Here is a 26,055-nt window from a genome sequence, read left to right as displayed (position 1 = left end):
ATTTAGAAAAAGAAGTGTGAATTATATAATTCATGCTTTTTTTTTATTATATTGGGAATAATAATCTTTAATATAGATTTTATGGAGGTTTATATGAAAAGATTACTATATTTATTTCCAATGATTTTTTTAGTAATTATATTAATAGTTGGGTGTTCTGAAAAAGTTGTAGATCAAAAGTTAAAGGAAGATAAGGTAATTCCAAATAAATTAACAAGTGAAATGGGTAAGGGTAAAATTATAATAACTACGCCTACTGATAATTCAGAAGATGGAGAAACACCAGTTATATACATAGATGATTATAAAGGATTAGTTCAATTAGGTCTTGAATCAAAAGATTTTGATAGTTCTAAGTCTAGCTATATATACATAGATGAAAAATTAAATACGATAGAAGAACTAGGTAAATCTAATTCTATAAATTTAACTATATATGAGGAAGATTTAAATGAAGGTATACACAAAATTGAAGTAGTACAATATCATAACAATAAAACAAGTGGAACACCTATAACTTATAAAAATTGCAATTATAAAATAGAAAAAAGATAACTTGTTTAAAAAATAACTTTATTTAAAGTCATTGTAGTAGATGTATTTTATTGTTAATATTTACTTAAAGCATAGTATGTTAATAAGATGACTTTAAGGAGATAGATATGGAAAAAAAATATATAATAGCACTAGATCAAGGAACGACTAGTTCCAGAGCGATTTTATTTGATAAATATGGTAATGTAGTTTCATCTGCACAAAAAGAATTTACTCAGTTTTATCCAAAGCCTTCTTGGGTAGAACATAACCCTATGGAAATTTGGGGAAGTCAAAGCGGGGTTTTAAGAGAAGTTTTGGAAACTTCATCTGTAAGGCCAGATGAAATAGCAGCAATAGGTATAACAAACCAAAGAGAAACTACTATAGTTTGGGATAAAAACACAGGAAAGCCTATATATAATGCTATTGTTTGGCAGTGTAGAAGAACCGCAGATATATGTGATAGATTAAAAGAAAAAGGATTAGAACCTATCATAAAAGAAAAAACAGGATTAATAGTAGATGCTTACTTTTCAGCGACGAAGATAAACTGGATATTAGAAAATGTGGAAGGTGCAAGAGAAAAGGCTGAAAATGGAGAACTTTTATTTGGGACAGTAGACACTTGGTTGATATGGAATTTAACTAGAGGGAAAGTTCACATTACAGATTATTCAAATGCATCTAGAACTATGTTATACAATATAAAAGAATTAAAGTGGGATGAAGATATATTAAATGAGCTAAATATACCAAAAAGTATGCTACCACAAGTTAGGCCATCAAGTGAAATATATGGATATACAGATGGAGAAATGTTAGCAGGGGCAAAGATACCTATATCAGGATGTGCAGGAGATCAACAAGCTGCACTATTTGGGCAAACTTGCTTTGAAAAAGGTAGTGTTAAAAATACATATGGAACAGGTTGTTTTTTATTAATGAACACAGGAGATAAAATAGTTGAATCTAAGAATGGATTACTAACGACTATAGCCTGGGGAGTGGATGGAAAGGTTAATTATGCATTAGAAGGAAGTATATTTGTTGGTGGAGCATCCATTCAATGGTTAAGGGATGAACTTAGATTAATATATGACTCAGGACAATCAGAATATTATGCAAATCAAGTAAAAGACACTAATGGAGTTTATGTAGTTCCAGCATTTACAGGACTTGGAGCACCTTATTGGGATATGTACGCAAGAGGAGCTATATTTGGGTTAACTAGAGGAGCAAAAAGAGGTCATATAGTTAGAGCAACATTAGAATCTATTGCATATCAAACTAAGGATGTTTTAAATGCTATGCAAGAGGATTCTGATATAGATTTAAAATGTCTTAGAGTAGATGGTGGAGCTAGTGCTAACAACTTTTTAATGCAATTCCAATCAGATATATTAAATGTTAATATAGATAGACCTAAGGTTATAGAAACCACAGCTTTAGGGGCAGCATATCTTGCTGGACTATCAGTAGGATTTTATAAAAGTGTAGATGAAATTAAAGAAAAATGGGAAATAGAAAAAGAATTCATACCTAATATGGATGAAAGAAAGAGAATAATATTATATAAGGGATGGAAAAGAGCAGTTGAAAGATCACTTTTATGGGCGAAGGAAGATGAAGAATTAGTATCTGAGTTAAATAGCATAAACTAAAAATATTTAAAATATTTTCATATGTAAATTCATACAATTTATTAAATACATATTATATAAAAAATATGGAGGTATACATATGAAAAAGTTTAAACAAATTTTTAGTTTGGTATTTATAAGTATTTTTTTATTAACAGGATGTAGTAGAATAGAAAAAAATATAGAAAATAAAGTACCGAGTGTAAATAAGACTCAAGGTGAAAACAAATCTGATACTGATAATAAAGGAAATGAGGTTTCAAATACAAATCAATCAAAACTTAAAATTTTAAGTAAGGATGCTAATACAAATGAAACTATAGTTACAGGAAGTGTATCAATAGATGAAAAGTTATCTATAGAAGATAAATTAAATTTAGTTATAAGTGAAGTTTCAAAAGTACAATTTGAAAATGCTCCTATAAAATGCTTAAAAATAAAAGATAATATAGCATATATAGATATTAGTGAAGATCAAAATGAAAAATTTTGGAGTAATAGATTTTTCCAAGGAAGCACTGGTGCAAATATAACTTGCTATACTTTAGTTGAAAGTTTACTTCAAAGAGAGTATAAAGGTGAATGGGTAGATGGGATATACTTTACTTATGGAGGAGAAAAACATGTAGAGTTTGACCATTTAGATACAAACTTCTTTGGACATATTATAAAAAGATAATTAAAAGGTAGTGTAACTAAATTAAGAAAAAATAGTTATACTACCTTTGTTTATATTATTTATTTTTAATTAAACAGCCATTACTTACTAATTTAAATCCATGATTACTTGTCAATTCATTAAGTAAATCATCTGGATTATATTTACAGTAATTTATTAAACAGTATTTTGTATCGTCTTCTAGTTTATCAAATTCATTATACATATCAAATGATGTAGCCATTTTAGTCATATCATCTCTAAGCTTGTCCATATCAACTATTGAGTGAGAAAGCTCAAAAGGAAGTTCTTCATTTAATATCATATTCGCTATAGTCTCTAATAGATTTTCTTTATTTTTAAAATCTATAGTTACTAATTTATTTTTATATTCAGTAATACGAGATGATAACTCATCTATATAATTATCTAATTTATCATCTACAAAGTTTATGAAATTTTTTTGATTAAATAAATTTTGAACATCTGAAATTAGTAAATTATTCATATGTTCTTCCCAAAGAAGTAATGCAAATTTATTATAGCTAGAATCAACTATAGGCTCGCCTTTATAGTTTTCAAATCTAGGATGAAGTCTATTATGATACTTTGCGATGCAAACTCTAAATAAATTTCCTTCATGACCTTTAGGTATATAATTTATTATAAATTCATCCATATCGCTTCCTATATAAACTTTTTCACTAGAAAGTAATTTCTTAGTATTATCTATTTTATCCTTTGAAAAATCTATTCTTGAATCATTAATAGCTATTTTATATATCAGTTCTTTATATATTTTTTCTACTATATTATTTAATTCTAAATTATAATTGTATTTCATATTCAGAAACCTCCAAATTTTAAGTCTTTTAGTATATACCCAAAAATTAAAATTATAATCTATAAAAATTTAATATACAAGTAATATATTAGAATAATAAAAGTTAAAAAAGTTAAAATTAACTATATCAGAAAAATCTTAAAAAGGGTGGTATAGTGAATATAAAAAGATTTAAAGTAACTGGATTTATAATTTTAATATGCTTAGTTATCTTATCATTTATGAGTAATATAGGATTTAGAAGAAATTTAAGCGTAGATTTAAATAAAAAGATAAAACAGGCATTTATAGAAGAATTAAGAGATAATGAAACTTATAAATGGAGTAGATATGATTCAGAGAAATGGGTAAATAGTTATAAAATATTAAATATTAATCAGCTAGGATATAAAACTTATAATATAGATGTAGAACTTATATTAAAAGATTTGTCAGGTAGAAACTCTACGGTTAAAGATAATTTTATAATAGATATAAAATAATAAGAAAAAGTCTAAATAAAATAATTTTTATTTAGACTTTTTGCTTAAATTTATCTAGTAAATATGAAGTTATTACTATCTGAAAGTTCATTATTAAAAACATATCCATCGTAATTAAAGTTTTTAAGTTCATTTATATTATCTATTTTATTTTTTATTATATATCTAGTTAAATAGCCTCTGGCTTTCTTAGAGTAAAGACCAATAACTTTATATGAGTTACTATTTTCTCTATAATCTTTAAACTCTATGTTAATAATATTAAAATCTTTAGATAAAGATTTAAGATTTATAGCTTTAGAATATTCATTAGAAGCTAAATTTACTAAAGTTTTATCATTTTGATTTAAAAGCTCATCATATAAATAAGAAGTTAGTTTATTTTTCCAAAATTTATATAAATCATTTCCTAATTCATTTTTTAGTTTAGCTTTCATCTCAAGTCTATAAGATTGGATTAAATCAAATGGTTTTAAAATGCCATATAATCCAGACATAATTCTTAGATGATTATTAGCAAACTCAAAATCATCATCATTAAAATCATCAACATTTATACAGTTAAAAACTTGTCCATCAAATGCAAGTATTGCTTGTAAATATTTACTTTTATCAGTACCTAAAATTTTATATCTATCGTAATTTAAATTAGCTAAGTCATCACTTAAATTCATAAAATTTCCAATTTCAATAATATCTAAAGATTTTAGTATATCTATAAGTTTTTTTATGTCTTTATCAAAGAATGGTTTAGAAAATTTAATATCTACATTTCTATCAAAGTTCATAGTTGTTGCCGGGGAAATTATTGTTATCATTATGTCACCTCAAAATTTATTTATATATAATATATATCAATAAAATAAGAATCTAATCAATAAAATCAAAGTTTTTAATATAATATAATGTATATATTTTTTTAGTATATAACTAAAGGGTTAGAGGAGGAGTTTAAAATTAATAGGGTAGAATTAAAAGAGCTATCAAAGAGTCAATTAAAAGGGCATTGGACAATTCCTGTAGTATTAACACTGTTATATGTTGTATTGTCAACTGTATTAAGTTTATTTCAAGATGAAACTAGCTCAATTATAACATTTATATTAGTTTTTGGCCTTGGGGTATGGGCAACTGTAGGATTACCTAATTTTTATCTAATGTTCATTGAAAAAATAGGAAATGTTAGTTTTAGTGATTTATTAGTATCCATGAGTAAATTAGTAAAATCACTAATTTTTACAATTATAATAAGCTTAGTTGTATTCGTATCAATGTTTATAGTAATGTTTGTTGTTGGTGGAGCTATTGCTTCATTTATTTTTACTGATATAACATGGGGACTAGGAGCTATTATAGGAATATTGGTAATATGTTTATTCATTATTGCACTTACAATATTTGATTTAGCTTTAGCTTTAACTCCATATATAATAATAGAACACGAACATTTAAGTACTATTGAAGCTATGAGTTTGAGTATAAAGATGATGAAAGGTAATAAATGGAGATATTTTGTTATACAATTAAGTTTTATAGGATGGGCAATTCTTGCTATTATTACATTAGGAATAGGTTATTTATGGTTAATTCCATATGTGAGTTTAACGCAAGCTAATTTTTATAGAGACTTAAGCTTTAATAGTATAAATAATTAAATAAAATAGCTATCTAAATTTTTAGATAGCTATTTTTATATTTTTTATGAACTTTGTAATTGTTAAAAGTATTTATTATATAAATAAAATTAAACATATACTAATCTGTGGACAGAGTTTAAACAAAAAAGTAAAATGTAGATTAGAGGATTAACTTTCAAGGAGAACAAGATTTTATGGGAAATAATAAATATAATTTAGAACATATAAAAATATTTAAAAATATAGATGATAGCACAAAAGAAAAAATTTTTAGAAATGGAAATTTAATTTCTCTAAATCAAAAACACATATTATTTAATGAAAAAGATATAGTTGATAAGGTATATATTCTAGTTGAAGGAAAGGCTTCTATATTTAAAATAAGTGAAAATGGAGATAGAAAAATAATATTTATATTAAACAAAGGTGAGATGATAAATGAAATAAGTTTAGAATTTAAAAAATCTACTATAAGTTGTGAAGCATTTGAAGATTGTTTAATACTAGAATATAATTTAAAAGCTTTTTTAGATATGATGAAAAATGACTTTGAATTAACCAAAAATATTATAAGTTATATGGAAAGGCGAAACAGAAGATTATACAGACAAGTTAAAAACTCTATTTCAATAAAAATAGACAAAAGATTAGCTGCAAAACTTTATAGGCTAGCTAATGAATATGGAAAAGAAATAGATGGATGGCATTTTATAGATTTAAAAATAACTATAACTTATTTATCTGATATGTTAGGATGTCCAAGAGAAAGTTTATCAAGAGCAATGAAAATCTTAGAAAAACATGAACTTGTAAAATTTATAAATAAAAATATATATGTAAGAAAAGCTGAAATAGCAAAATACTTTAAAGGGAATTAGGAACTAAAGTATTTTGCTATTTTTATATTTAAAAATTGTTAGATTTTAGTCAAAGTGTGATATATATCACGGAAGTAAAATTAAAATAATGTTAATATTTATTTAACAAACTAATAATTGAGAAGGTGGGTTATATGAAAATAAAATTATCTACAAGTGAATTTAATAATTCATTAAAGAAATTAAAAGAAAAATATAAGTTATTTGCACCTGTATCATTGCCATACAAAGGAACGTACTCAGATACAGATGTAATTAGATATAAAGAAGTAGATAGTATAGAGGAAATTGAGTTAAATAAAAAGTCAAATTTTTCTCCTAAGGAAATTGTTTTACCAATATCGCAAACTCTATTTTATTTTACAGAAGATGAATTTAAAGAAGCTAATCAAAAATATGATAAAGATATATTAATTTTTTTAAGAGCTTGTGATATTAATGGGATTAAAAGGATAGATGAGATATATTTAAGAAACGGAAAAGAAGAAGATTACTTTTACAAAAGAATTAGAGAGAAAGTAAAATTTGTTCTTATAGGATGTAGTAAAAGTTTTAGAAATTGCTTTTGTGTAAGTATGAACTCTAATAAAACTGATAATTACTCAATAGGTCTGAATTTAAGAAATGATGAAATACAATTACATATAAATGATAAAGAGTTTATTAATTACTTTGATGGAGAAGTTATAGATTTTGAAGTAGATTATGTCAAAGAAAATGATATAAGCGTAAGTATAAATAAAAGTATAAATCCTCTTAAGGTGAGCATGGATGATATGTGGAGAGAATACGATGATAGATGTATAGCTTGTGGTAGATGTAACTTTGTATGTCCTACATGTACATGTTTTACTATGCAAGATATCTTTTATAAAGAAAATGAAAATGTAGGAGAAAGAAGAAGAGTATGGGCATCATGTCATGTGGATGGATATACCGATATGGCTGGAGGACATTCATTTAGAAAGTTACGTGGAGATAGAATGAGATTTAAAACTTTACACAAAATATATGATTTTAACAAGAGGTTTGGATATCAAATGTGCGTTGGATGCGGTAGATGTGATGATGCATGTCCACAGTATATATCTTTTTCAACTTGTATAGAAAAAGTAAATGACCTAGTAAATAAGGAGGAAAAATAATATGAATCCATATATACCAGTTGGAGCTGAAATTTTAGAAATAATAAAACATACAGAGATTGAATGGACTTTTAGAACAAAGTGTAATTCTAAAGGTGTATTGCCAGGTCAATTCTATGAAATATCAATACCTAAATATGGAGAAAGTCCTATATCAGTTTCTGGAATAGGTAAAGATTATATAGATTTTACAATAAGAAAAGTAGGTAAGGTTACAGATGAAATATTTAATTATAAAGTTGGAGATAAATTTTTCTTAAGAGGGCCATATGGAAATGGATTTGATGTTTCACTTTATGAAGATAAAGAAATTATAGTAGTAGCTGGAGGAAGTGGATTAGCACCAGTAAGAGGTATAATGGACTATTATTACGATAACTTTGGAAAATGTAAAAGCTTTAAGCTAATAGTAGGATTTAAATCACCTAAAGATATTTTATTTAAAGATGATTTAAAAAGATGGAGTGAAAAACTAGATGTTATAGTAACTGTGGATAATGCAGAAGAAGAATATGAAGGGCATGTAGGTCTTGTAACTAAATATATTCCAGATCTTGAAATTAAAAATATGGATAATGTATCGGCTATAGTTGTGGGACCACCTATGATGATGAAGTTTACAGTAAGAGAATTTTTAAAAAGAGATTTAAATGAAGAAAATATATGGGTTTCATATGAAAGAAAGATGTGTTGCGGAGTAGGTAAGTGTGGACATTGCAAAATGGATGATACTTATATATGTATAGATGGACCTGTATTTAACTATTTTGAAGCTAAAAATTTAATAGACTAGGAGGGTAAGATTATGATAAGAGATTTAAATACTAAGAAAGTAATGAAAAATGCATATAGAATAACTAAGAATAAATATGAAACAGCTCTTAGAGTAAGAATCCCTGGTGGATGTGTAGATCCAGAAAGTCTTATGATAATTTCTAAAATAGCAAATGAATATGGAAATGGGCAAATTCACATGACAACAAGACAAGGGTTTGAAATATTGGGGATTCCTATGGAAAAAATGGATGAAGTTAATAAGATAATACAACCAGTTATAGAAAAAATGAATATAAATCAATATGAAAAAGATAAAGGATATCCAGCTGCAGGTACTAGAAATATAGCTTCATGCATTGGAAATAAAGTCTGTCCTAAAGCTCAATACAACACTACAGAATTTGCAAAGAGAATTGAAAAAGAAATTTATCCAAATGATTTTCACTTTAAAGTAGCATTAACAGGGTGTCCAAATGATTGTATTAAAGCTAGAATGCATGATTTTGGAATAATAGGTATGGCATTACCTAAGTTTGAAAAAGAAAGATGTGTATATTGTGGGGCATGTGTTAAAAAGTGCAAACAACTTTCAATAGAAGCCTTAAGTGCGCAAAACTATAGACCAGTTAGAGATCATAAAAAATGTATAGGATGTGGAGAGTGTGTACTAAACTGCCCAACAAATGCATGGACTAGAGATGAAAAAAAATATTTCAGACTATCTATAATGGGGAGAACAGGAAAGAAAAACCCAAGACTTGGAGAAGATTTTATAGTTTGGGCAGATGAAGAAAGTATAGTTAAGATTATAAAAAATACTTATAAATATGTTGAGGCGTATATAGATAAAAATGCTCCAACAGGAAAAGAACATGTAGGTTATATTATTGATAGAACAGGTTTTATGGAATTTAAAAAATGGGTATTAGAAGGTGTAGAATTGCCGGATATAGCACAAGTTAATGAAAATGTGTATTGGAGCGGAATAAGATATAAATAAAATGGATGACTCAAAATAGAGTCATCCATTTTTTATTTATTTTAATAAATTATAAAAAATACTTGAACTATAAGTGTATTATATATATAATACACTTATGAAGTGTACTACTGATATAGTACAGTAATACGGAGGTGAGGATATGAACTTTATTCCAAATGACAAAGAACCAGTGTATATACAAATTATAAGATACATAAAACAGCAAATTGTAAGGGGAGATTTACAGCCTGGAGACCCTATACCATCTAGAAGGGAGATGGCAGTAAATATTAAGGTAAACCCAAATACTGTTCAAAAAGCATATAAGGAGATGGAAGATATGGGGATAATTACAACTCAAAGAAACTACCAAAGTAATATAACTACAGATAATGAACTTATAACTAGAATAAAAGAAGATTTGATAAATGAGTCTATGAATGTTTTTATAGAGAATATGAAAGCTATAAATGTAAATAAAGAAGAACTTATAAAAATAATAAACGATAGATATTAGGAGGTGGGGTTGTGATAGAAGTTAAAAATGCTAAAAAGAGATACAAAAAAGTTAAGGCATTAGATGATATATCTTTTGAAATACATGAAGGTAAGATAACTTGTATATTAGGTATAAATGGGGTTGGAAAGTCAACTATTTTAAAAGCTATATGTGGACTTATAAAATTAGATAGTGGCGAGATACTTATAGATGGTGAAAAATTAAATTATAAAACTTATAATAAAATAGCTTTTGTTCCAGATGTAGACAATTATTTTGCACAATTAACTATAAAAGAAAGCTTTGAATTTATGAAAGAGTTTTATAAAAACTGGGATGAGAAAAAAGCTTATGAAATGCTTGAATTATTTGAACTAACAGATGATAGAAAAATAGCTAATCTTTCAAAAGGTAATATAGCTAGAGTTAAAATAATATTAGGTTTTGCTCAAAATGCAAAATACACAATACTTGATGAGCCATTTTCAGGGATAGACATATTTAAAAGAGAAGACTTCTTAAGTGTAATTACAAAGTATATAACAGATGAACAAAGTATAATAATAACAACTCATGAAATAGCAGAAATAGAGATGATAGCAGATGATGTTATTTTAATAGATGAAGGAAAGTTATCTTTAATATTTAATGCAGAAAAAACTCGTGAAGAAGAAGGGAAATCTATAATTGATAAGATGAGGGAGGTGTATAAGAATGAATAAAATATTAAGTTTATACAATATAGAATTTAAAAGGATATATAAACTATATTTTGCATTGATAGGTATGCTATTTCTAGGAAACTTAGCCGGATTAGCAATTAGTATAAAAAATTCTGTGAAAGAAATTAGTATGGATAATAAACTTCCAATGAATATAAGTATATTAAAAACTAATACAGGGTATGAATTTGTAAATACATTTACTGTGGAAGATATATATATATATGGAACTATTGCACTTGGAATAGCAGTGCTAATGTGTTTATTATATGCTCTTATAATATGGTATAGAGATTATTATTCAAGAAGTAAAACAATATATACCTTATTATGCTTACCTCAGTCAAGATTTAATATATATTTATCTAAACTAATAACTATAGTTGTTATGATATATGGAACTATAGTATCGCAGTTTGTATTTTGGTATATAAATTTAACTATAGTTAAGAACTTAGCTGGAATACAGTCTCCAATATTTTTAAATATATTTAAAAATATGATGCACAGTGTAAGAATACCTAATATAGTATCACCAAATATTGTGGAATTCTTAATGGTAGATATAATTGGGGTTATATTAGCTGTTGTAGTTATATTTACAGCTGTTTTAATAGAAAGAAGCGTTAAAAAAGTAGGGGTAATATTAGGGATTTTATATATAGCATTATCTATATTTGGATATTTATACTTATTTAAATTTAGTAGATTATTGTTACTTAATTTACTAACTGTTCATATAGGGTATTATATATTTTTATTTATGATATCTTTGCTTTTATCATATTATATTATGAATAAGAAGATTTCAATTTAAGGGAGGTTTATGTATGAACAAGAAATTATCAATATCGGTTTTAATAATAACTTTAGCCTCTCTTATAGGTATAGGAGTAGGTGGCGTTATCAATGAACCAAGTTATGATTTAGTAGATATTCAAGGAAGTAAAGAAAATTTAGGAGATGTTGTATTTTTGCAAAGTCAAAAAACTGATTTGTACAAAAGTATACAATCAATTGTATCTAAAGATGGATTTAAAGTTAATAAATATAAAAATAATGAAAAGTTTAGAGGAGAATACAATAAGATTATAATTTCTAATCCAGATTTGTTTAAAAATTCTTATCCAGAGGGAAATACAATATATAAGTCAAATGAAAATGTAGGATATGTAGAAAGTTTTTCTACAACATACAATGAAAATGGTGAATTTGTTCAAGAGTTTACTATCCATAATAAAGATTTAAAAACTGGTGAAATAAATGAGTGGTATTTTACATTACCAGAAAAAATAAAAGAAGATAAAAATATTGAACATAAATTTGTAGTAGGTATAAAAAATGATAAAGTATATATATTAAACTCAATAGTAGACGGTATAGATTATAATCATAAAGGGGAATTAACTAGTATTGGAGATAGTTCTTTAAATTTATACACTTTTAATTTAAATAATCAAGAAGTTAAGAAAAATAATACCTATAAAGCTTTTGAAAAAGAAGGTTATAAAGCTATTTTAAACTTAACTGAAGGTTTTAATAAAAACAATAAAATCTATACTCTTGTAGAACAAGCAAATTTAAAAGATAAGAGTAAGGTAGATTATTATTTAGTATATTATGATATAAATAATAATAAATTTAATACTATAAAAGAGCCAGTAATAAAAGATAGTTCAACATCATTATTAGGTGGAAATATAACAATAAGTTCTGATGTAGAAGGAGATATATTATATTTATTACAACATAATAATGGTGAAGAAGAAAATATTAATATTAAACTTTCGAAAATTGATTTGAAAAATGATAAAATAGATTATGTAGATAAAGATTATAAAACTGGTAATGTTGATGGTAATTATGATGTCGTAGCTTTTAGAGTTTTAAATAATAAAATATATATGTGTATAAATAGTTGGAAAGACTCAAATGGAAAATATTCAAAAGATGAAAGAATGAAAAATGACATAGTAGTATTAGATGAAAAAACAGGACAAATTCTTTATAAAGGTGAATATATAAATGATAGCTTAGACTATCCAATTAATCATATATTAACAAAAGATGAATTATAGAAAAAATGGGCTATTTAAATAGCTCATTTTTTATTAAACTAAAAATAAAATCATTCTGAGAACTTCAAAATTAGAGTTATTTGGAAGTTTAATTATGATACATGCTAAATTGTGAGTTTATATTAATTTCATTAGCCTTAACAATGCCCTAAGTTCTTTTGATATCGCCACTGATAAATATTTTCATAAAATTTCTATCTAATAAAAAATATATCTCTACTTATAATTATATATAAATACATGTGAAATTATCTGGGGATTATAAAAAATAAAAGAACTACCCCAAAAAGTGTAGTTCTTAAGTATATTATTAATTAAAATTTATTTAACAGCAGCAGTAACTGACATTTCAACTAATAAAGCTTCTCTAGCTAATCTAGCTTCAACACAAGCTCTAGCAGGTTCAAAACCTTCATTTACCCAAGCATCCCAAACAGAGTTCATATCAGCAAAATCTTTCATATCTCTTAAGTATATAGTAACAGATAAAATATGATTTTTATCAGATCCATATTTATTTAATAAATCCTCAACTTTTTGTAAAACCATTTTAGTTTGTTCTTTAACGTCACCTTCTCCGTGAGTTTGACCGCATAAGTATATAGTATTGTTATGAACAACAGCTCTACTCATTCTTCCAGTTCCTTCATATCTTTTTATTTCCATAATAAGTACCTCCGAATAAAATTATTAGTTTATGTTCAGACTTTAATTATAAGATAATATAAAAACATTTTCAATCAATCTAATATAAAAATAATAATGATTAAAAATGCATACAATAAAACCTAAATTAAAAAAAATATTCGAAAAAGTATGTACAAAATATCAAAATATGATATTATATAATTCTGTGAAACAACAAAATTCGACAGAAAGAGTGATGACTTAAATGGAGAAGTATTTTAAACTTAAACAAAATAACACTACAATAAAGACTGAAATTTTGGCAGGTATAACTACATTTATGACTATGGCATATATATTAATAGTAAATCCTAGTATATTATCTGCAGCAGGAATGGATTCAGGATCAGTATTTACAGCAACTGCTTTTTCAGCAGTTGTAGCAACATTAATTATGGGTCTATATGCAAAATTGCCATTTGCACTAGCACCAGGAATGGGGCTTAATGCATTTTTTGCATATACAGTAGTTGTTGGAATGGGATATTCATATCAGTTTGCACTAACAGCAGTATTTTTAGAAGGTATAATATTTATAATATTAACTATATTTAATGTTCGTGAAGCTATAGTTGACTCTATTCCAAACAATATTAAAAAAGCTATATCAGTAGGTATAGGACTTTTAATATCACTTATAGGGCTTGAAGGAGCTGGAGTAATTGTTCATCCAGATGGTGGAGGAACTATAGTTGCACTTGGAAATATAACATCAGGAACAGGATTATTAACTATAATAGGAATATTAATAACATCTATATTATTAACGAAGAATGTAAAAGGTGCATTATTTATAGGTATGATAATAACTACTATAATAGGAATACCTATGGGAATTATAGATTTACCTACTAAAATTATTAGTATGCCACCTTCAATATCTTCTAATTTATTTAATTTTGAATGGCATAATATATTTAGCATAGATATGTTAATAGTTTTATTTACATTATTATTTATGGATATGTTTGATACTATAGGAACTTTAGTTGGAGTTGCTACAAAAGCTAAAATGTTAGATGAAGATGGAAAAGTTCCTAACGTTAAAAAAGCATTATTTGCAGATGCAGTAGGTACTACAATCGGAGCTTGTTTAGGAACAAGTACTGTAAGTACTTTTGTTGAAAGTGCATCAGGAGTTGCTGAAGGTGGTAGAACAGGTCTTACAGCTGTATCTACTGCATGTATGTTCTTTTTAGCATTATTCTTTGCACCAATATTTTCTATTATAACACCAGCTGTTACAGCATCAGCATTAGTTTTAGTTGGATTATTTATGATAGAACCAATAAAAGAAATAGAATTAGTAGATTTTACAGAAGCTATACCAGCATTTTTAACTATAATAATGATGCCTCTATCTTATTCTATAGCAGATGGTATAGTATTTGGAGTAATATCTTATATAGTATTAAAATTATTTTCTGGAAAAGTTAAAGAAATAAGTTTAACTACAGTTATAATAGGATTAGTTTTCTTACTTAAATTTTTAATTTAATTAAAATTTAACTTTTTAACTGAAAGCATAAAAAGAAATTACAAATATAAAATTTCACAAAATACAAAAGATATAAAATTATGACTGATAAAATAAATAAGAATTAAAACAAAGTTTCTATAGTGTATAAAAGACTAGCAGTATTGCTAGTCTTTTATTATATTTATAACAAAATTATGGGTTATAGTATATATCTATACAAATATAAATTAATATAGGATTTTTCTATAATAAACAAAAGTACTTATATGGTATAATCCTAGGTATAATGCGTAATATGACAATTATCAACTTAATTAGAGTATTAAAATCTATTTAGGTAATATAATTTATCATTGAATTCTTTAATTTATAAAAGGGGATAAATGTTATATAGATTTTTATTAATATATAGGGGATAAATTTGATCCTATAATAAGGTGGGAGGATAAAGTTGTGAAAAAAATGAATAAAAAATCTATAATTATTAAAATAGGAATTTTAGCGCTAGTAATAGGGGTATATCTATTTGTTAATCCAATTAATAATTTTATAAATCAGATGGTATATTATTTAAGTATGCTAGATTTAGAAAGTTTAAAAAAATATATATTATCATTTGGTGTTTGGGCACCTATAGTATCTTTCATACTCATGATACTTCAATCTATTGTAGCTCCACTTCCTGCGTTTTTAATTACATTTGCAAATGCAGCGTTATTTGGATGGGTAAAAGGGGCTATACTTTCATGGACAAGTGCTATGGCAGGAGCTGCACTGTGTTTTTATATAGCTAGATTTTTAGGAAGAGATACGGTAGAAAAACTTACTAGTAAATTTGCGCTTGATAGCATAGATGAGTTTTTCGAAAAATATGGAAAACATACGATTTTAATAGCAAGATTACTTCCTTTTATATCATTTGATATAGTAAGCTATGCAGCAGGGTTAACATCTATGAGTTTTGTATCATTTTTTATAGCAACAGGTATAGGTCAATTGCCTGCGACTATAATATACTCTTATGTAGGTGGTATGCTTACAGGTGGTGCAAAGCTTATGATGATGGGATTACTTATATTAAGTGCAATAAGTATTTTTATATATGTTTTAAAGAAAATATACAATGAAAAGAAGTTAAAACAATATTGATTTTAATAAGGAATATTTTAAGATACTATAATATGAGTATTTTGAGATATTCCGTTTTATATGTTTGAGACTAAGGTGGTGATAGCATGAAATTAAGCAAAAAAATCATTAATAAAGTTATGGAAGATAAGGAGAAGTGTATAGATTGTAAATTATGCTTTAACAATTGTCCTATGATGAAAGAATTTAGTAATTCTCCAAAAGAATTAATGTCAAAAATACTAGAAGATAAAATTGATTTAAGTGAAATTTCATATTCATGCATGTTATGTGATTTGTGTACACAAAAATGCCCAAAAGATATAGATTTAAAGTCTACCTTTTATGATATAAGAAAAGATGTAATTTCAAATGAGAAAAAATCAGTTAAAGATAAAGGCTATAATGTTGTTAGATTTCATCAAATAAATAGTTTTTCTCCATTATTTTCAAAAAGTAAGAACTTAAAAAATAGCAAAGTTGTATTTTTACCTGGATGTAGTTTAAGTAGCTATAGCCAAGATATAGTTTTAAAAACTTATAAATATTTAAATACACACTATGAAAATATTGGAATTACTTTTAAGTGTTGTTCAAAGCCTACAATAGCTATGGGAGATATAGAAAAATTTAATAAATACTATTCTAGTTTAGAGAAAGAAATACATGATGAAGGTATTGAAGAAATTATAGTTGCCTGTCCTAATTGCTACAATACTATAAGTAAAAATAGTAAGGATATAAAAGTAATTTCGATATATGAAGTTATAGAAAAGTTTGGGATACCAAGTGAATTAAAAAACAATTATAAAAATTTAGATTTTGCAGTACATGATTCTTGCTCTGTGAGAAATCAAAGTAATATACATGAAAGTGTAAGGAGTATATTAAGACAATTAGGAGCAAATATAATTGAATTTGAAAATAACAGAGAAAATACAGTTTGTTGTGGTGCTGGTGGTATGGTTGGTGTAACGAACAAAAATTTAGCTTTAAAACAAATGAAAAATAGAGGCTATGAAACAAATTGCAAAAACATTGTTTGTTATTGTGAATCTTGCTGTGAATCTTTACTTAATTGTGATAAAAATATACTTCATATTCTTGATTTATTATTTAATGAAAATTTTATAAATCATAAAAAACTTACTCAAAGTAAAAGTAGCACTGTAGATAAATGGAAAATGAGATATAAAACTGTAAAATTATCAAAATAATTAACTAATAGGAGATTTCTATGAATTGTCAAATAAATAAAATTTTAAAGATTTTAATATCTGTAATATTAATTATAATAGTAGGAAGCACAATATATAAATTATTAAATATGAATATAAATTCTAAAGATATACAAGCTTATGTCAGCTCTTTTGGGAAATTAGCACCTTTAGTATATATAATTATGTTTGCTTTAGTTCCTTTAACACTTTTCCCAGACTCTGTTTTAGCGATAGGGGGAGGTCTTATATTTGGATTATTTAAAGGGTATATATACACACTTATAGGAGCATTAATAGGAGCAAGTTTATCTTTTTATATATCTAGAAAGCTTGGTAGAAATTTTGTAAAAAAATTAACTAAGGAAAAATTAGATGGTATTGAATCTATGATAAACTCTAAAGGGTTCTTTGTTGTTTTAATGTTAAGATTAATTCCATTATTTCCATTTGATATAATAAGTTACGGAGCTGGCCTTACATCTATAAAATATAAAGATTTTTTACTTGCAACTATTATAGGTACTATACCGGGAATACTTGTATTTACTAATATAGGTGCACAATCAGTTAATATAGGTAGCAATGGCTTTTATATGTCGATAATGGCACTAATATTATTAGTTATAGCGTCGATATTTCTAAAAAATAAATTTGTAAGTTTTTATAAAAAGTAGGAGGTTATATGTTAGATACACATGGTAGAAAGTATGTAGATCCAATTATAAATAGTGGAGCAAGTCTTTTATTAAAATTAAAACTAACAGCTAATAATGTAACTATTATAGCTCTTTTGATAGGTATACTAACAAGTGTATTTATATATTTTGATATGAATATAATAGCAGTTTTAACACTTTGGATATCAGGATACTTAGATGCTGTAGATGGTGCTATAGCTAGAAAAACTAATACTACATCGTTATTTGGGACTCTTATGGATATAACTTTTGATAGAATTGTTGAGACTTGTATGATATTAGTACTGGCCTTAAAATATGTAGATGCAAGAATGAGTTTTATAATACTTTTGATTTGTATAATAATTTCTATGACTATATTTTTAACTGTAGGAGCATTGGTGGAGAAAAAAGGTATAAAGTCTTTTTATTATCAAGCTGGGGTAGCCGAGAGAAGTGAAGGTTTTATAATGTTTAGTTTAATTATATTGCTTCCAAAGTATATATTATTTTTTACTAATATATTTTCTTTTATTATATTTATAACTATTATACAAAGAATAGTAGAAGCTAAGAAACTATTATAAAAATATATTAGTTATGTAGTATACTGTATATAATAAATTATATAGGAGGTGATAGACTTGGGAAAATTAAATAATATAAGTGACAGAAATAAAGGTATTATCTTTATAATATTATCAGCCTTTGGATTTGCTATGATGTCAGCTTTTATAAAGTTATCTGGAGATTTACCAAGCTTTCAAAAAACATTTTTTAGGAATTTAGTATCTTGCATAATATCATTTGCAATGATAGTTAAGTATAAAGAAAGTTTTTTTGGAAACAAAGAAAATAGAAAAATATTAATACTTAGATCTATATTTGGAACATTAGGAATAATTCTAAATTATTATGCTATAGATAGATTAGTACTTTCTGATGCAAACATGTTAAATAAATTGAGTCCATTTTTTGTAATAATATTTTCAGCTATATTTTTAAAAGAAAAGATTAAATCTAATCAAGCTATAGCTGTGTGTATAGCATTTATAGGAGCTTTATTTATAATAAAACCGACTTTTGACTTTGAAATGATACCATATATTTCTGGTATTTTAGGAGCTATATTTGCTGCATCAGCATATACTTGTTTAAGGGTTTTAGGAGGAAAAGAAAAGTTTTATACTGTAGTTTTTTTCTTTTCTTTATTTTCTACGGTTTTAATACTTCCGTTCACTATAATGGTTTATAAACATATGACCCTTATACAATTTACGTATTTAATATTAGCAGGAATATTTGCGAGTATAGGTCAATTTGGGGTAACATTAGCATATAAGTATGCTCCAGCTAAAGAAATATCAATATTTGATTACTCAAATATAATATTCTCAGCAATTATAAGTATAATAATATTTAATACAATGCCAGATTCATATAGTTTTATAGGTTATATTATAATATTTACAGCATCATATTATATGTTTTTATATAATAAAAGAATTAAGAGTTAGCATATTGACTCTTAATTTTTTTATTACAAAATATATTGTGTATTAAAATGTTAAGTGAAAAGATAGCAAAATAGGTAATTATATAATGAGTTTAATTATAAATAATTTAAATATATTAACTATAAAATTAAAAGCAGTTTTGTTTAAATATTATAGTTATACTATTTATATAAAATATGATTTATTATATTGACAGAATGTTATTAATAGTGTATAGTATACTGTATACAATATAAATAAATGATTCCTTAAATAGATAAAATAAATAAATGCTTATAAATAGGAGTACTGTATAACATATTAAATATGTTATACAGTACTCCTATTTTTTTGTTGAATTATTAAAAAATTAACAAAATCCAATTAATGACAAAAAAATATAAAAAATAATATTTTTCTATTGAAATCGAACGAGTGTTTGGTGTATAATAATTCTTGCGAAGAACGAATGTTCGAAAAATTATTGGTAATAAATATTAAATTATGTGAATAAAATAGTATAAATTATTGATTAATAAAGGAGCGATTAACCTATGATAATATCAAATAGAAGAATAGAGGATATAACTATAAAAAACTTAAGAAATGGAGAAGTTAGTATAGGGGAGTTAGACGAAATATATAAAAAAATGGGATTTTTATTTGTTATAAATCAAGGTAAGTGTACAAGAATAAGAAAAGAAAGATGTTAAAGAGTTAGATGAATATATAGGGGGTCATGAATGAAAATATTAACTTATAATATTCACAGGGGTATGAATGAAAATAATGAAAATACCTTGACACAAATATTAAGCTATTTAGAATGTATAGATGCTGATATAATATGTCTACAAGAAGTTTTAGGAAGTATTCATAAAAAAATATTATTTCATCTTAAATTAAATGGATATTTTTTATCTAATGTCAATCTAAAAAATGATGAATATGGAATAAGTATATATTGTAAAGAAAATATAAGTTTGGTAAGAGGAATTCATTTAACTAGTAAAAATGAAAGAAGAGGATTTATTCATCTAGAATTATTTATTAATAATAAGTTAATAAATTTAATAAACCTTCATCTAGGATTAAATGTGGATGAGAGAGAACAGCAAATAGAAGAAGTGATAAATTATTTAAATAAATTAAGAGGAAAAATAATAATTTGTGGAGATTTTAATCAAATAAATTTATGCATAGATAATTATTATGATTTAGCTAAATTATTTGATAAAGAAAATGTTGAAACTTTCAAAATAAGCAAATCTAGAATAGACTATATGTTTATATCTCAAAATATATGTGTTAAAAAATATAAAGTGGATTTTAAAAATTTATCTGATCACTACCCAGTAATTGGAGAATTTAATATATAAATACTTACCTTCCTACAATTGTAACAATAAAGTTACATATACCTAAGAATCATTGTTTTAGAAAAATGTTTTAAATATAATAAACTTAGGTAAAGTTAGGGGGGATATAATGCAACAAGATGTATTATTAGAACAAAATGAAGATAGTACTAAGTTAAAAAATTATAAAAAAAAATTTGCAATTATAGTTTGTGCTATTGTAATTTCTGGAATTATAGGTTTTATAGGAATAAACTCATTTAATAATAAGTATATATACAATGGTAAAATTGCAAACAATGTATATATAGAAAGTGTTAATGTATCAAATCTTAACCAAAAAGAAGCTAAAGAATTATTAAATAAAAAATATACACCTAAATCTATTGTTATATCTTATGAAGATAAAACTTTTAATATAAAGCCATCAGATATAGGATTAAAATACAATTTGGACGAAGCTATATCTAATGCTTACAATTTTAATAAAACAGATTCATATTTAGAAAATGTTAAGAAAGTAATTTCTTTAAAAAGTGGAAATAAAGAAAGTTTCAAAATAAAATCAGTATATGATGAAAATAAATTAGATAATTACTTACAAAATATGGCTAAAGAGGTAAATTCTAAAGTAAAAGATGCTAAGCTGTACATATCTGATTCAGGTAGATTTGATATAACTCCTTCTGTTGTTGGGCGAGAGGTAGATATAAAATCAAGTAAATATAAAATAAAAAACTCTATAGATGAGAAAAATTTTAAAACTGTAAATTTAGTTGTTAAAAAAGAGGAACCAAAAATAAAGACAGAAGTATTAAAAAGTGTAGATTCAGTATTAGCTACTCATAGCACTAAATTTAACAATTCAGTGCCTAACAGAACTCATAATATTATAAAATCAGCTAATAGTACAAGTGATATAATTCTTATGCCAGGAGAAGAATTTTCATATAATGAATCAACAGGACCTAGAAGTAAAGCTAATGGATACAAAAATGCTCCTGTTATAGTTAATGGTAAATTACAGGATGGTACTGGAGGTGGAGTATGTCAGGTATCTACAACTATATATAACTCAGCACTATATTCTGGGCTAGATATAACCAAGGTCAGAAATCACTCTTTACCATCTGCTTACGCACCTGTTGGTAAGGATGCAACTGTGGTTGATGGATATTTAGATTTGAAATTTAAAAATCCATATAATCATCCTATATATATAAAAAATACAACTTATAATGGTGTTGTTACAAGTAAAATATATGGAAATTCACAAGATAGAAAAAACATAAGCATAAGAGTTGAAAAAGTTAAAGGTGGAAATGGTAATGTAGTCAAAACCTACAGAGATTTTAAAGATTCTTCAGGGAACATAATAAAAAGTGAATATATAACAACTAGCTCATATAAGAAAAAATAAAATTAATTAATAATTTGCTAAATAATATAAGTATATATCCGTATATAATTTCTATAAAAGTAGTCAAGTTGACTATGTTGATTAGGAAATCATATACGGATATTTTTATAGAATTTTTAAATGAAACCTATTTTACGATTTTAGTATTTAAATGGATTATAATAAGATAATTCTTAGGTATGATGACATAGATAAACTATAATATCTTAAAACTTGACAAAACTATTTAAATATATTTATACAATTCTTATTTACTTTCCAATAATTTACATAAGGTGTTATAATAAGAATGAAGTGTTAAAGAACAAGTTCGTAATACATAGGGGGGGAGTTTATTTGTTATATATAAGCAATAGGTATGAGATAATAGACAAAATTGGAAGAGGATCTAAATCATGCTTATATAAAGGTAAAGATTCTTGTGATGGCCAAATGGTTATTATAAATATAATAGATCAAGATGTAATAAGGAGTAAAAAATTTGTATCTAACTTAATAGATGAAGCTACGACTATGAATGAAATAGATTCTCCAAACATACTTAAACTTAAAGATGTAGGGGTTCATACTCTAGAAGATGGATGTAGTTTATACTATACTATAAGTGAATATGTAGAAGGTAGTACCTTAGAAGAATTAACTAGGTATTATAGATTAAACATGGATGAAATTGTTATTATATTAAGACAAATATTAAATGCATTAGAAGTAGCTCATAGCTATGATATATATCATGGTTTTTTGCATCCTGAAAGTATAATTATAGATGAAGGATATAATGTAAAATTAGGTAATATAGGAATTATAAAAGCTAATAATAAAATTTTTAATAATGGAATAAAGATGTTTTCTGAAGATTTAAGATATATGTGTCCTCATCAAATTTGCTTAGGTTACACTGATAAAAGTAGCGATTTTTATGCACTTGGAGTAATTATATTTGAGTTAGTTTTTGGAGAACATCCATTTGGAAGCTTAGAAAATGAAGAAGATATTCTAATGGAAATGGATAAAGGTATAAATTGGAATAAGTTTAATACTGAAGTTGTACCAGAAAAAATATTACATATAATAAATAAGTTATTAAGTAGAGATGATAGATACAAAACTCCACAAGAGGTAATTATAGATTTAAGTGAATATATGTATGAAGTTGAAAATATTCAGGAGAATAAAGAAAATTTAGTAGAAGAGTTAGAAGTTATTAAAAATATAGATGTTGTGAAAAAAGATTATAAATTTAAAAAAATTGCAGCAGTTGGGTTAGTTGCAATTATTTCATTTTTAATATTAGGTATTTCGATGTAAAAAAAGCTGTATCAAAGTTAAGTTTTGATACAGTTTTTTTATTTACACTGAAATTGAATAAAAAATATTATAAATTCAAAAATAATTAATAAAAATAAATTTGGAGGCAACATAACCTATGGATATTAAAAAAGCTAAAGAAAATAAGCTAGAAAAAGAATATATAGATTATACTAATTTAATATTTAATGAGGTTATAGTTATTGATACTAATAAAATAGATGAATTAAGACAATATAAAGATATAAATTTTTCAAATAGCATATTTAATAATGATGTTATATTTGAAAACTGTGAGTTTAAAAAAGATATAATTTTTAAAAATACTAGATTTAAGAAAAATATAACATTTATTAATTGTATTTTTTATGGAGATTGTATATTTAAAAATATAAATTTTAACAAAGATATAACTAATAAAAATATATTTATAAAGTCAAAAATAAAAGGACAAAAATTGCTTTTTGAAGATGTGCATAATTTACCTAAATTAGATGGTGTATTTTTAAGCCATTGTTGTAAATTAATACTTAAAGATATAGTTTACGAAAAGAAAGATTATGAATATGCAAAGGTGAATTATAGGATAGCTAAAAATCAAGCTGGTATTATTGGCGATTATGAAAAGCTTGGTCACTATTATTATATGGAAAGGTATTATGGGGGTAAATGTATAAAAAGAAAAAATTTTGATAGCAATGTTGAATATGTAAATACAAAGTTTATAGATTTATTATCTCGGTATGTTATTGGATATGGCGAAAAACCTGTAAATATATTTATAATATCACTTTTAATAATAAGCATATTTGCGTTATTTTATATGTTTACTGGAGTAAAAAATATAAATAATGAATTTATAGGATTAAATACAATTAAAAATTATAATATTAATAAAATAGTAAAACATTATATAGATTTATGGTATTTTAGTATGATTACATTCACTACTGTCGGATATGGAGATATATTAGTACCTAATATTTTAGGGAAAATATTAGTAAGCATTGAAGTGTTTCTTGGATTAACTATGGCAGCTTCTTGGGCTTCTGTAATTTTTAGGAAGATTTCAAGAAAGTAAATAATTACTAGATATATATTTAGATTAATAAGTTAAAAATTAATATATACTTATTAATTTAAGAAGGTGAAAAAATGACATCAGGAGTAAAAAAGTTTATATCATTTATTTTAATTTTAGCAGCTATAACTCCATATACTGCATTTGCAAATGAAAAAGAAGTAGATAAGTATTCTTTATCATCAATATTAATAGACCAAGATACAAATAGAGTACTATATGCTAAAAATCCAGATGAAAAAAGACCATTAGCAAGTTTAAGTAAAATGATGACTTTCTTAATAGCTATAGAAGCTATAGAAAGTAATAAAGTTAATCCCAAAGAAAAAGTTAAAATAACCAAAAAGATAGCTTCAGTAAGAGGTTCTAGTTACCACTTAAAAGAAAATGAAGAAGTTCCTTTTATTGAACTTATGAAAGGACTTATGATAGTATCTGGAAATGATGCAGCAATAGCTATAGCAACTCACATATCAAAAGATGTAGATGATTTTGTAAAACTTATGAATAAAAAAGCAAAAGAAATAGGAATGAATAATACTAATTTTGTAAATCCTCATGGTTTACCTATATATGATTTACAAAACCCAAAGGCTCAACCTAAACAAAATATATCTACAGCTAGAGATATAGCCACTCTTGGTAAATATTTGTTTGATAAATATGAAAAACAAGTTGTATCTATTACAGATATGATAACTTATTCTAACCCAGACAGAGGATTTGAACGAAACAATACAAATCCACTTCTTAGAATGATACCAGACGTAGATGGAATAAAAACAGGATATACAGGTAATGCTGGATATTGTTTATCATTTTCTATGAATGTGAAAAAAGAAAATGACATGAGAAAATATAGAATCATAGGAGTAAGCTTAGGAGCAAATCATAAAAATAAGAGATTATCAGCTTCTCTTGATATGTTAAGATATGGTAAAGAAAATTACCATACAGAAAAAGTTATAACTCAAAATGAATTGATAGGAAAAAAATATATTAAAGGACTTAAAGAGCTAGAAGTAGAGTTAAGAACAAAAGAAGAGTTATATACTATTATAGGAAATAAAGAACATATAAATACTCAAGTTACATTGAAAGAATTAGAATACCCTGTAAAAAAAGGTGATGTAGTAGGTGTTATAAAATATTATGCTGATAATGGAGAAGTATTAGGCAGTGTAGATATAATAAGTACAAATGATGTAGATAGTGCTTCTCTTATTACAAAAGTAAAAATGTTATTTAACAATTAAAATTAATATAAGATAGGGGTTATATCCCTATCTTATATTAAAGAATAATATAATGAATATTTAGG

28 protein-coding genes are annotated in these 26,055 nt (G+C 25.1%); 25 read left to right on the top strand and 3 right to left on the bottom strand.

The features are described from left to right. Positions 1 to 93: 93 nt before the first annotated feature. The 3 genes from H8891_RS08060 (at position 94) to H8891_RS08050 (ending at position 2,856) form a co-directional block, all read left to right on the top strand. The gene (locus H8891_RS08060) at positions 94 to 555 is read left to right on the top strand and encodes a hypothetical protein (RefSeq protein ID WP_187006030.1); all 462 of its coding nucleotides are present in this window, start codon (positions 94 to 96) and stop codon (positions 553 to 555) included. A 107-nt stretch (positions 556 to 662) separates the two neighbouring features. Next, entirely contained in the window at positions 663 to 2,198 is a 1,536-nt protein-coding gene (gene glpK, locus H8891_RS08055; RefSeq protein WP_187006029.1) for a glycerol kinase GlpK, read from the top strand. Between the two features lie 79 nt (positions 2,199 to 2,277). Then, complete coding sequence (locus tag H8891_RS08050) at positions 2,278 to 2,856, top strand: hypothetical protein (protein ID WP_187006028.1); 579 nt, start codon at positions 2,278 to 2,280, stop codon at positions 2,854 to 2,856. 55 nt (positions 2,857 to 2,911) lie between these two features. Here the strand turns inward: H8891_RS08050 and H8891_RS08045 are convergent, their stop codons facing one another. Continuing rightward, the gene (locus tag H8891_RS08045; protein WP_187006027.1) at positions 2,912 to 3,679 is read right to left on the bottom strand and encodes a hypothetical protein; all 768 of its coding nucleotides are present in this window, start codon (positions 3,677 to 3,679) and stop codon (positions 2,912 to 2,914) included. A 155-nt stretch (positions 3,680 to 3,834) separates the two neighbouring features. On the opposite strand from H8891_RS08045, the gene H8891_RS08040 reads away from it, so the two are divergent. Further along, entirely contained in the window at positions 3,835 to 4,161 is a 327-nt protein-coding gene (locus H8891_RS08040) for a hypothetical protein (RefSeq protein ID WP_187006026.1), read from the top strand. A gap of 50 nt (positions 4,162 to 4,211) precedes the next feature. Here H8891_RS08040 and H8891_RS08035 read toward each other — a convergent pair whose 3' ends face one another. Then, positions 4,212 to 4,979 (bottom strand): YaaA family protein, encoded by a 768-nt coding sequence (locus H8891_RS08035; RefSeq protein WP_187006025.1) that lies wholly within the window; start codon positions 4,977 to 4,979, stop codon positions 4,212 to 4,214. A 108-nt stretch (positions 4,980 to 5,087) separates the two neighbouring features. Here H8891_RS08035 and H8891_RS08030 point away from each other — a divergent pair, with 108 nt between their 5' ends. The 9 genes from H8891_RS08030 to H8891_RS07990 all read left to right on the top strand — a co-directional run bounded on the left by H8891_RS08030 (position 5,088) and on the right by H8891_RS07990 (position 12,879). Next, complete coding sequence (locus H8891_RS08030) at positions 5,088 to 5,816, top strand: DUF975 family protein (RefSeq protein WP_187006296.1); 729 nt, start codon at positions 5,088 to 5,090, stop codon at positions 5,814 to 5,816. 176 nt (positions 5,817 to 5,992) lie between these two features. Then, positions 5,993 to 6,676 (top strand): Crp/Fnr family transcriptional regulator, encoded by a 684-nt coding sequence (locus H8891_RS08025; protein ID WP_187006024.1) that lies wholly within the window; start codon positions 5,993 to 5,995, stop codon positions 6,674 to 6,676. A gap of 134 nt (positions 6,677 to 6,810) precedes the next feature. Beyond that, positions 6,811 to 7,821, top strand: coding sequence for an anaerobic sulfite reductase subunit AsrA (asrA, locus tag H8891_RS08020; protein WP_187006023.1), 1,011 nt, complete (start codon positions 6,811 to 6,813; stop codon positions 7,819 to 7,821). A gap of 1 nt (position 7,822) precedes the next feature. After that, positions 7,823 to 8,614, top strand: coding sequence for an anaerobic sulfite reductase subunit AsrB (gene asrB, locus H8891_RS08015; RefSeq protein ID WP_187006022.1), 792 nt, complete (start codon positions 7,823 to 7,825; stop codon positions 8,612 to 8,614). 12 nt (positions 8,615 to 8,626) lie between these two features. Next, positions 8,627 to 9,598 carry a sulfite reductase subunit C gene (gene asrC, locus H8891_RS08010; RefSeq protein ID WP_187006021.1) on the top strand — a complete coding sequence of 324 codons (972 nt, stop codon included), beginning with the start codon at positions 8,627 to 8,629 and terminating at the stop codon, positions 9,596 to 9,598. A 142-nt stretch (positions 9,599 to 9,740) separates the two neighbouring features. After that, on the top strand, positions 9,741 to 10,097 hold the full coding sequence (locus H8891_RS08005; protein ID WP_147543378.1) for a GntR family transcriptional regulator: 357 nt from the start codon (positions 9,741 to 9,743) through the stop codon (positions 10,095 to 10,097). Between the two features lie 11 nt (positions 10,098 to 10,108). Then, the gene (locus tag H8891_RS08000) at positions 10,109 to 10,801 is read left to right on the top strand and encodes an ABC transporter ATP-binding protein (protein ID WP_147543379.1); all 693 of its coding nucleotides are present in this window, start codon (positions 10,109 to 10,111) and stop codon (positions 10,799 to 10,801) included. Next, complete coding sequence (locus H8891_RS07995) at positions 10,794 to 11,618, top strand: hypothetical protein (RefSeq protein WP_187006020.1); 825 nt, start codon at positions 10,794 to 10,796, stop codon at positions 11,616 to 11,618. The genes H8891_RS08000 and H8891_RS07995 overlap by 8 nt, the downstream gene beginning before the upstream one ends. A gap of 13 nt (positions 11,619 to 11,631) precedes the next feature. Beyond that, positions 11,632 to 12,879 (top strand): hypothetical protein, encoded by a 1,248-nt coding sequence (locus H8891_RS07990; protein WP_187006019.1) that lies wholly within the window; start codon positions 11,632 to 11,634, stop codon positions 12,877 to 12,879. 321 nt (positions 12,880 to 13,200) lie between these two features. On the opposite strand, the gene H8891_RS07985 is transcribed toward H8891_RS07990, so the two are convergent. Continuing rightward, a complete protein-coding gene (locus H8891_RS07985; protein ID WP_147543382.1) occupies positions 13,201 to 13,545 on the bottom strand; it encodes a RidA family protein in 345 nt (114 codons plus the stop codon). Positions 13,546 to 13,771: 226 nt separating this feature from the next. Here H8891_RS07985 and H8891_RS07980 point away from each other — a divergent pair, with 226 nt between their 5' ends. From H8891_RS07980 to H8891_RS07925, 12 genes are all read left to right on the top strand, one after another. After that, entirely contained in the window at positions 13,772 to 15,064 is a 1,293-nt protein-coding gene (locus H8891_RS07980) for an NCS2 family permease (protein WP_187006018.1), read from the top strand. Between the two features lie 444 nt (positions 15,065 to 15,508). Next, complete coding sequence (locus H8891_RS07975; RefSeq protein ID WP_187006295.1) at positions 15,509 to 16,195, top strand: TVP38/TMEM64 family protein; 687 nt, start codon at positions 15,509 to 15,511, stop codon at positions 16,193 to 16,195. A gap of 86 nt (positions 16,196 to 16,281) precedes the next feature. Continuing rightward, positions 16,282 to 17,391: a (Fe-S)-binding protein gene (locus H8891_RS07970; protein ID WP_187006017.1), complete on the top strand. Its 1,110-nt coding sequence runs from the start codon at positions 16,282 to 16,284 to the stop codon at positions 17,389 to 17,391. Positions 17,392 to 17,411: 20 nt separating this feature from the next. Further along, a complete protein-coding gene (locus H8891_RS07965) occupies positions 17,412 to 18,068 on the top strand; it encodes a TVP38/TMEM64 family protein (RefSeq protein ID WP_207723603.1) in 657 nt (218 codons plus the stop codon). An 8-nt stretch (positions 18,069 to 18,076) separates the two neighbouring features. Beyond that, positions 18,077 to 18,658 carry a CDP-alcohol phosphatidyltransferase family protein gene (locus H8891_RS07960; RefSeq protein ID WP_187006016.1) on the top strand — a complete coding sequence of 194 codons (582 nt, stop codon included), beginning with the start codon at positions 18,077 to 18,079 and terminating at the stop codon, positions 18,656 to 18,658. A gap of 57 nt (positions 18,659 to 18,715) precedes the next feature. Continuing rightward, a complete protein-coding gene (locus H8891_RS07955; RefSeq protein WP_243207813.1) occupies positions 18,716 to 19,588 on the top strand; it encodes a DMT family transporter in 873 nt (290 codons plus the stop codon). 533 nt (positions 19,589 to 20,121) lie between these two features. Then, complete coding sequence (locus tag H8891_RS07950; RefSeq protein WP_187006015.1) at positions 20,122 to 20,280, top strand: hypothetical protein; 159 nt, start codon at positions 20,122 to 20,124, stop codon at positions 20,278 to 20,280. A 30-nt stretch (positions 20,281 to 20,310) separates the two neighbouring features. After that, on the top strand, positions 20,311 to 20,946 hold the full coding sequence (locus H8891_RS07945) for an endonuclease/exonuclease/phosphatase family protein (RefSeq protein ID WP_187006014.1): 636 nt from the start codon (positions 20,311 to 20,313) through the stop codon (positions 20,944 to 20,946). 109 nt (positions 20,947 to 21,055) lie between these two features. Then, complete coding sequence (locus H8891_RS07940) at positions 21,056 to 22,345, top strand: VanW family protein (RefSeq protein ID WP_187006013.1); 1,290 nt, start codon at positions 21,056 to 21,058, stop codon at positions 22,343 to 22,345. A 336-nt stretch (positions 22,346 to 22,681) separates the two neighbouring features. Beyond that, the gene (locus H8891_RS07935) at positions 22,682 to 23,653 is read left to right on the top strand and encodes a serine/threonine-protein kinase (protein WP_187006012.1); all 972 of its coding nucleotides are present in this window, start codon (positions 22,682 to 22,684) and stop codon (positions 23,651 to 23,653) included. Positions 23,654 to 23,771: 118 nt separating this feature from the next. After that, positions 23,772 to 24,734 (top strand): potassium channel family protein, encoded by a 963-nt coding sequence (locus H8891_RS07930; protein WP_187006011.1) that lies wholly within the window; start codon positions 23,772 to 23,774, stop codon positions 24,732 to 24,734. A 74-nt stretch (positions 24,735 to 24,808) separates the two neighbouring features. After that, positions 24,809 to 25,990 (top strand): D-alanyl-D-alanine carboxypeptidase family protein, encoded by a 1,182-nt coding sequence (locus tag H8891_RS07925; protein WP_187006010.1) that lies wholly within the window; start codon positions 24,809 to 24,811, stop codon positions 25,988 to 25,990. Positions 25,991 to 26,055: the final 65 nt, after the last annotated feature.

The organism is Paeniclostridium hominis (assembly GCF_014306135.1).
Classification (GTDB): domain Bacteria; phylum Bacillota; class Clostridia; order Peptostreptococcales; family Peptostreptococcaceae; genus Paraclostridium; species Paraclostridium hominis.
Note: the sequence above shows the minus strand (reverse complement) of the source record. Positions and strands in the feature narration are given on the sequence as shown.

Coding starts and splice junctions, on each gene's coding strand:
- H8891_RS08060 (WP_187006030.1), top strand. CDS start 94: ATGAAAAGATTACTATATTTATTTCCAATGATTTTTTTAGTAATTATA.
- glpK (WP_187006029.1), top strand. CDS start 663: ATGGAAAAAAAATATATAATAGCACTAGATCAAGGAACGACTAGTTCC.
- H8891_RS08050 (WP_187006028.1), top strand. CDS start 2,278: ATGAAAAAGTTTAAACAAATTTTTAGTTTGGTATTTATAAGTATTTTT.
- H8891_RS08045 (WP_187006027.1), bottom strand. CDS start 3,679: ATGAAATACAATTATAATTTAGAATTAAATAATATAGTAGAAAAAATA.
- H8891_RS08035 (WP_187006025.1), bottom strand. CDS start 4,979: ATGATAACAATAATTTCCCCGGCAACAACTATGAACTTTGATAGAAAT.
- H8891_RS08025 (WP_187006024.1), top strand. CDS start 5,993: ATGGGAAATAATAAATATAATTTAGAACATATAAAAATATTTAAAAAT.
- asrA (WP_187006023.1), top strand. CDS start 6,811: ATGAAAATAAAATTATCTACAAGTGAATTTAATAATTCATTAAAGAAA.
- asrB (WP_187006022.1), top strand. CDS start 7,823: ATGAATCCATATATACCAGTTGGAGCTGAAATTTTAGAAATAATAAAA.
- asrC (WP_187006021.1), top strand. CDS start 8,627: ATGATAAGAGATTTAAATACTAAGAAAGTAATGAAAAATGCATATAGA.
- H8891_RS08005 (WP_147543378.1), top strand. CDS start 9,741: ATGAACTTTATTCCAAATGACAAAGAACCAGTGTATATACAAATTATA.
- H8891_RS07995 (WP_187006020.1), top strand. CDS start 10,794: ATGAATAAAATATTAAGTTTATACAATATAGAATTTAAAAGGATATAT.
- H8891_RS07990 (WP_187006019.1), top strand. CDS start 11,632: ATGAACAAGAAATTATCAATATCGGTTTTAATAATAACTTTAGCCTCT.
- H8891_RS07985 (WP_147543382.1), bottom strand. CDS start 13,545: ATGGAAATAAAAAGATATGAAGGAACTGGAAGAATGAGTAGAGCTGTT.
- H8891_RS07980 (WP_187006018.1), top strand. CDS start 13,772: ATGGAGAAGTATTTTAAACTTAAACAAAATAACACTACAATAAAGACT.
- H8891_RS07975 (WP_187006295.1), top strand. CDS start 15,509: ATGAATAAAAAATCTATAATTATTAAAATAGGAATTTTAGCGCTAGTA.
- H8891_RS07970 (WP_187006017.1), top strand. CDS start 16,282: ATGAAATTAAGCAAAAAAATCATTAATAAAGTTATGGAAGATAAGGAG.
- H8891_RS07965 (WP_207723603.1), top strand. CDS start 17,412: ATGAATTGTCAAATAAATAAAATTTTAAAGATTTTAATATCTGTAATA.
- H8891_RS07960 (WP_187006016.1), top strand. CDS start 18,077: ATGTTAGATACACATGGTAGAAAGTATGTAGATCCAATTATAAATAGT.
- H8891_RS07950 (WP_187006015.1), top strand. CDS start 20,122: ATGATAATATCAAATAGAAGAATAGAGGATATAACTATAAAAAACTTA.
- H8891_RS07945 (WP_187006014.1), top strand. CDS start 20,311: ATGAAAATATTAACTTATAATATTCACAGGGGTATGAATGAAAATAAT.
- H8891_RS07940 (WP_187006013.1), top strand. CDS start 21,056: ATGCAACAAGATGTATTATTAGAACAAAATGAAGATAGTACTAAGTTA.
- H8891_RS07930 (WP_187006011.1), top strand. CDS start 23,772: ATGGATATTAAAAAAGCTAAAGAAAATAAGCTAGAAAAAGAATATATA.
- H8891_RS07925 (WP_187006010.1), top strand. CDS start 24,809: ATGACATCAGGAGTAAAAAAGTTTATATCATTTATTTTAATTTTAGCA.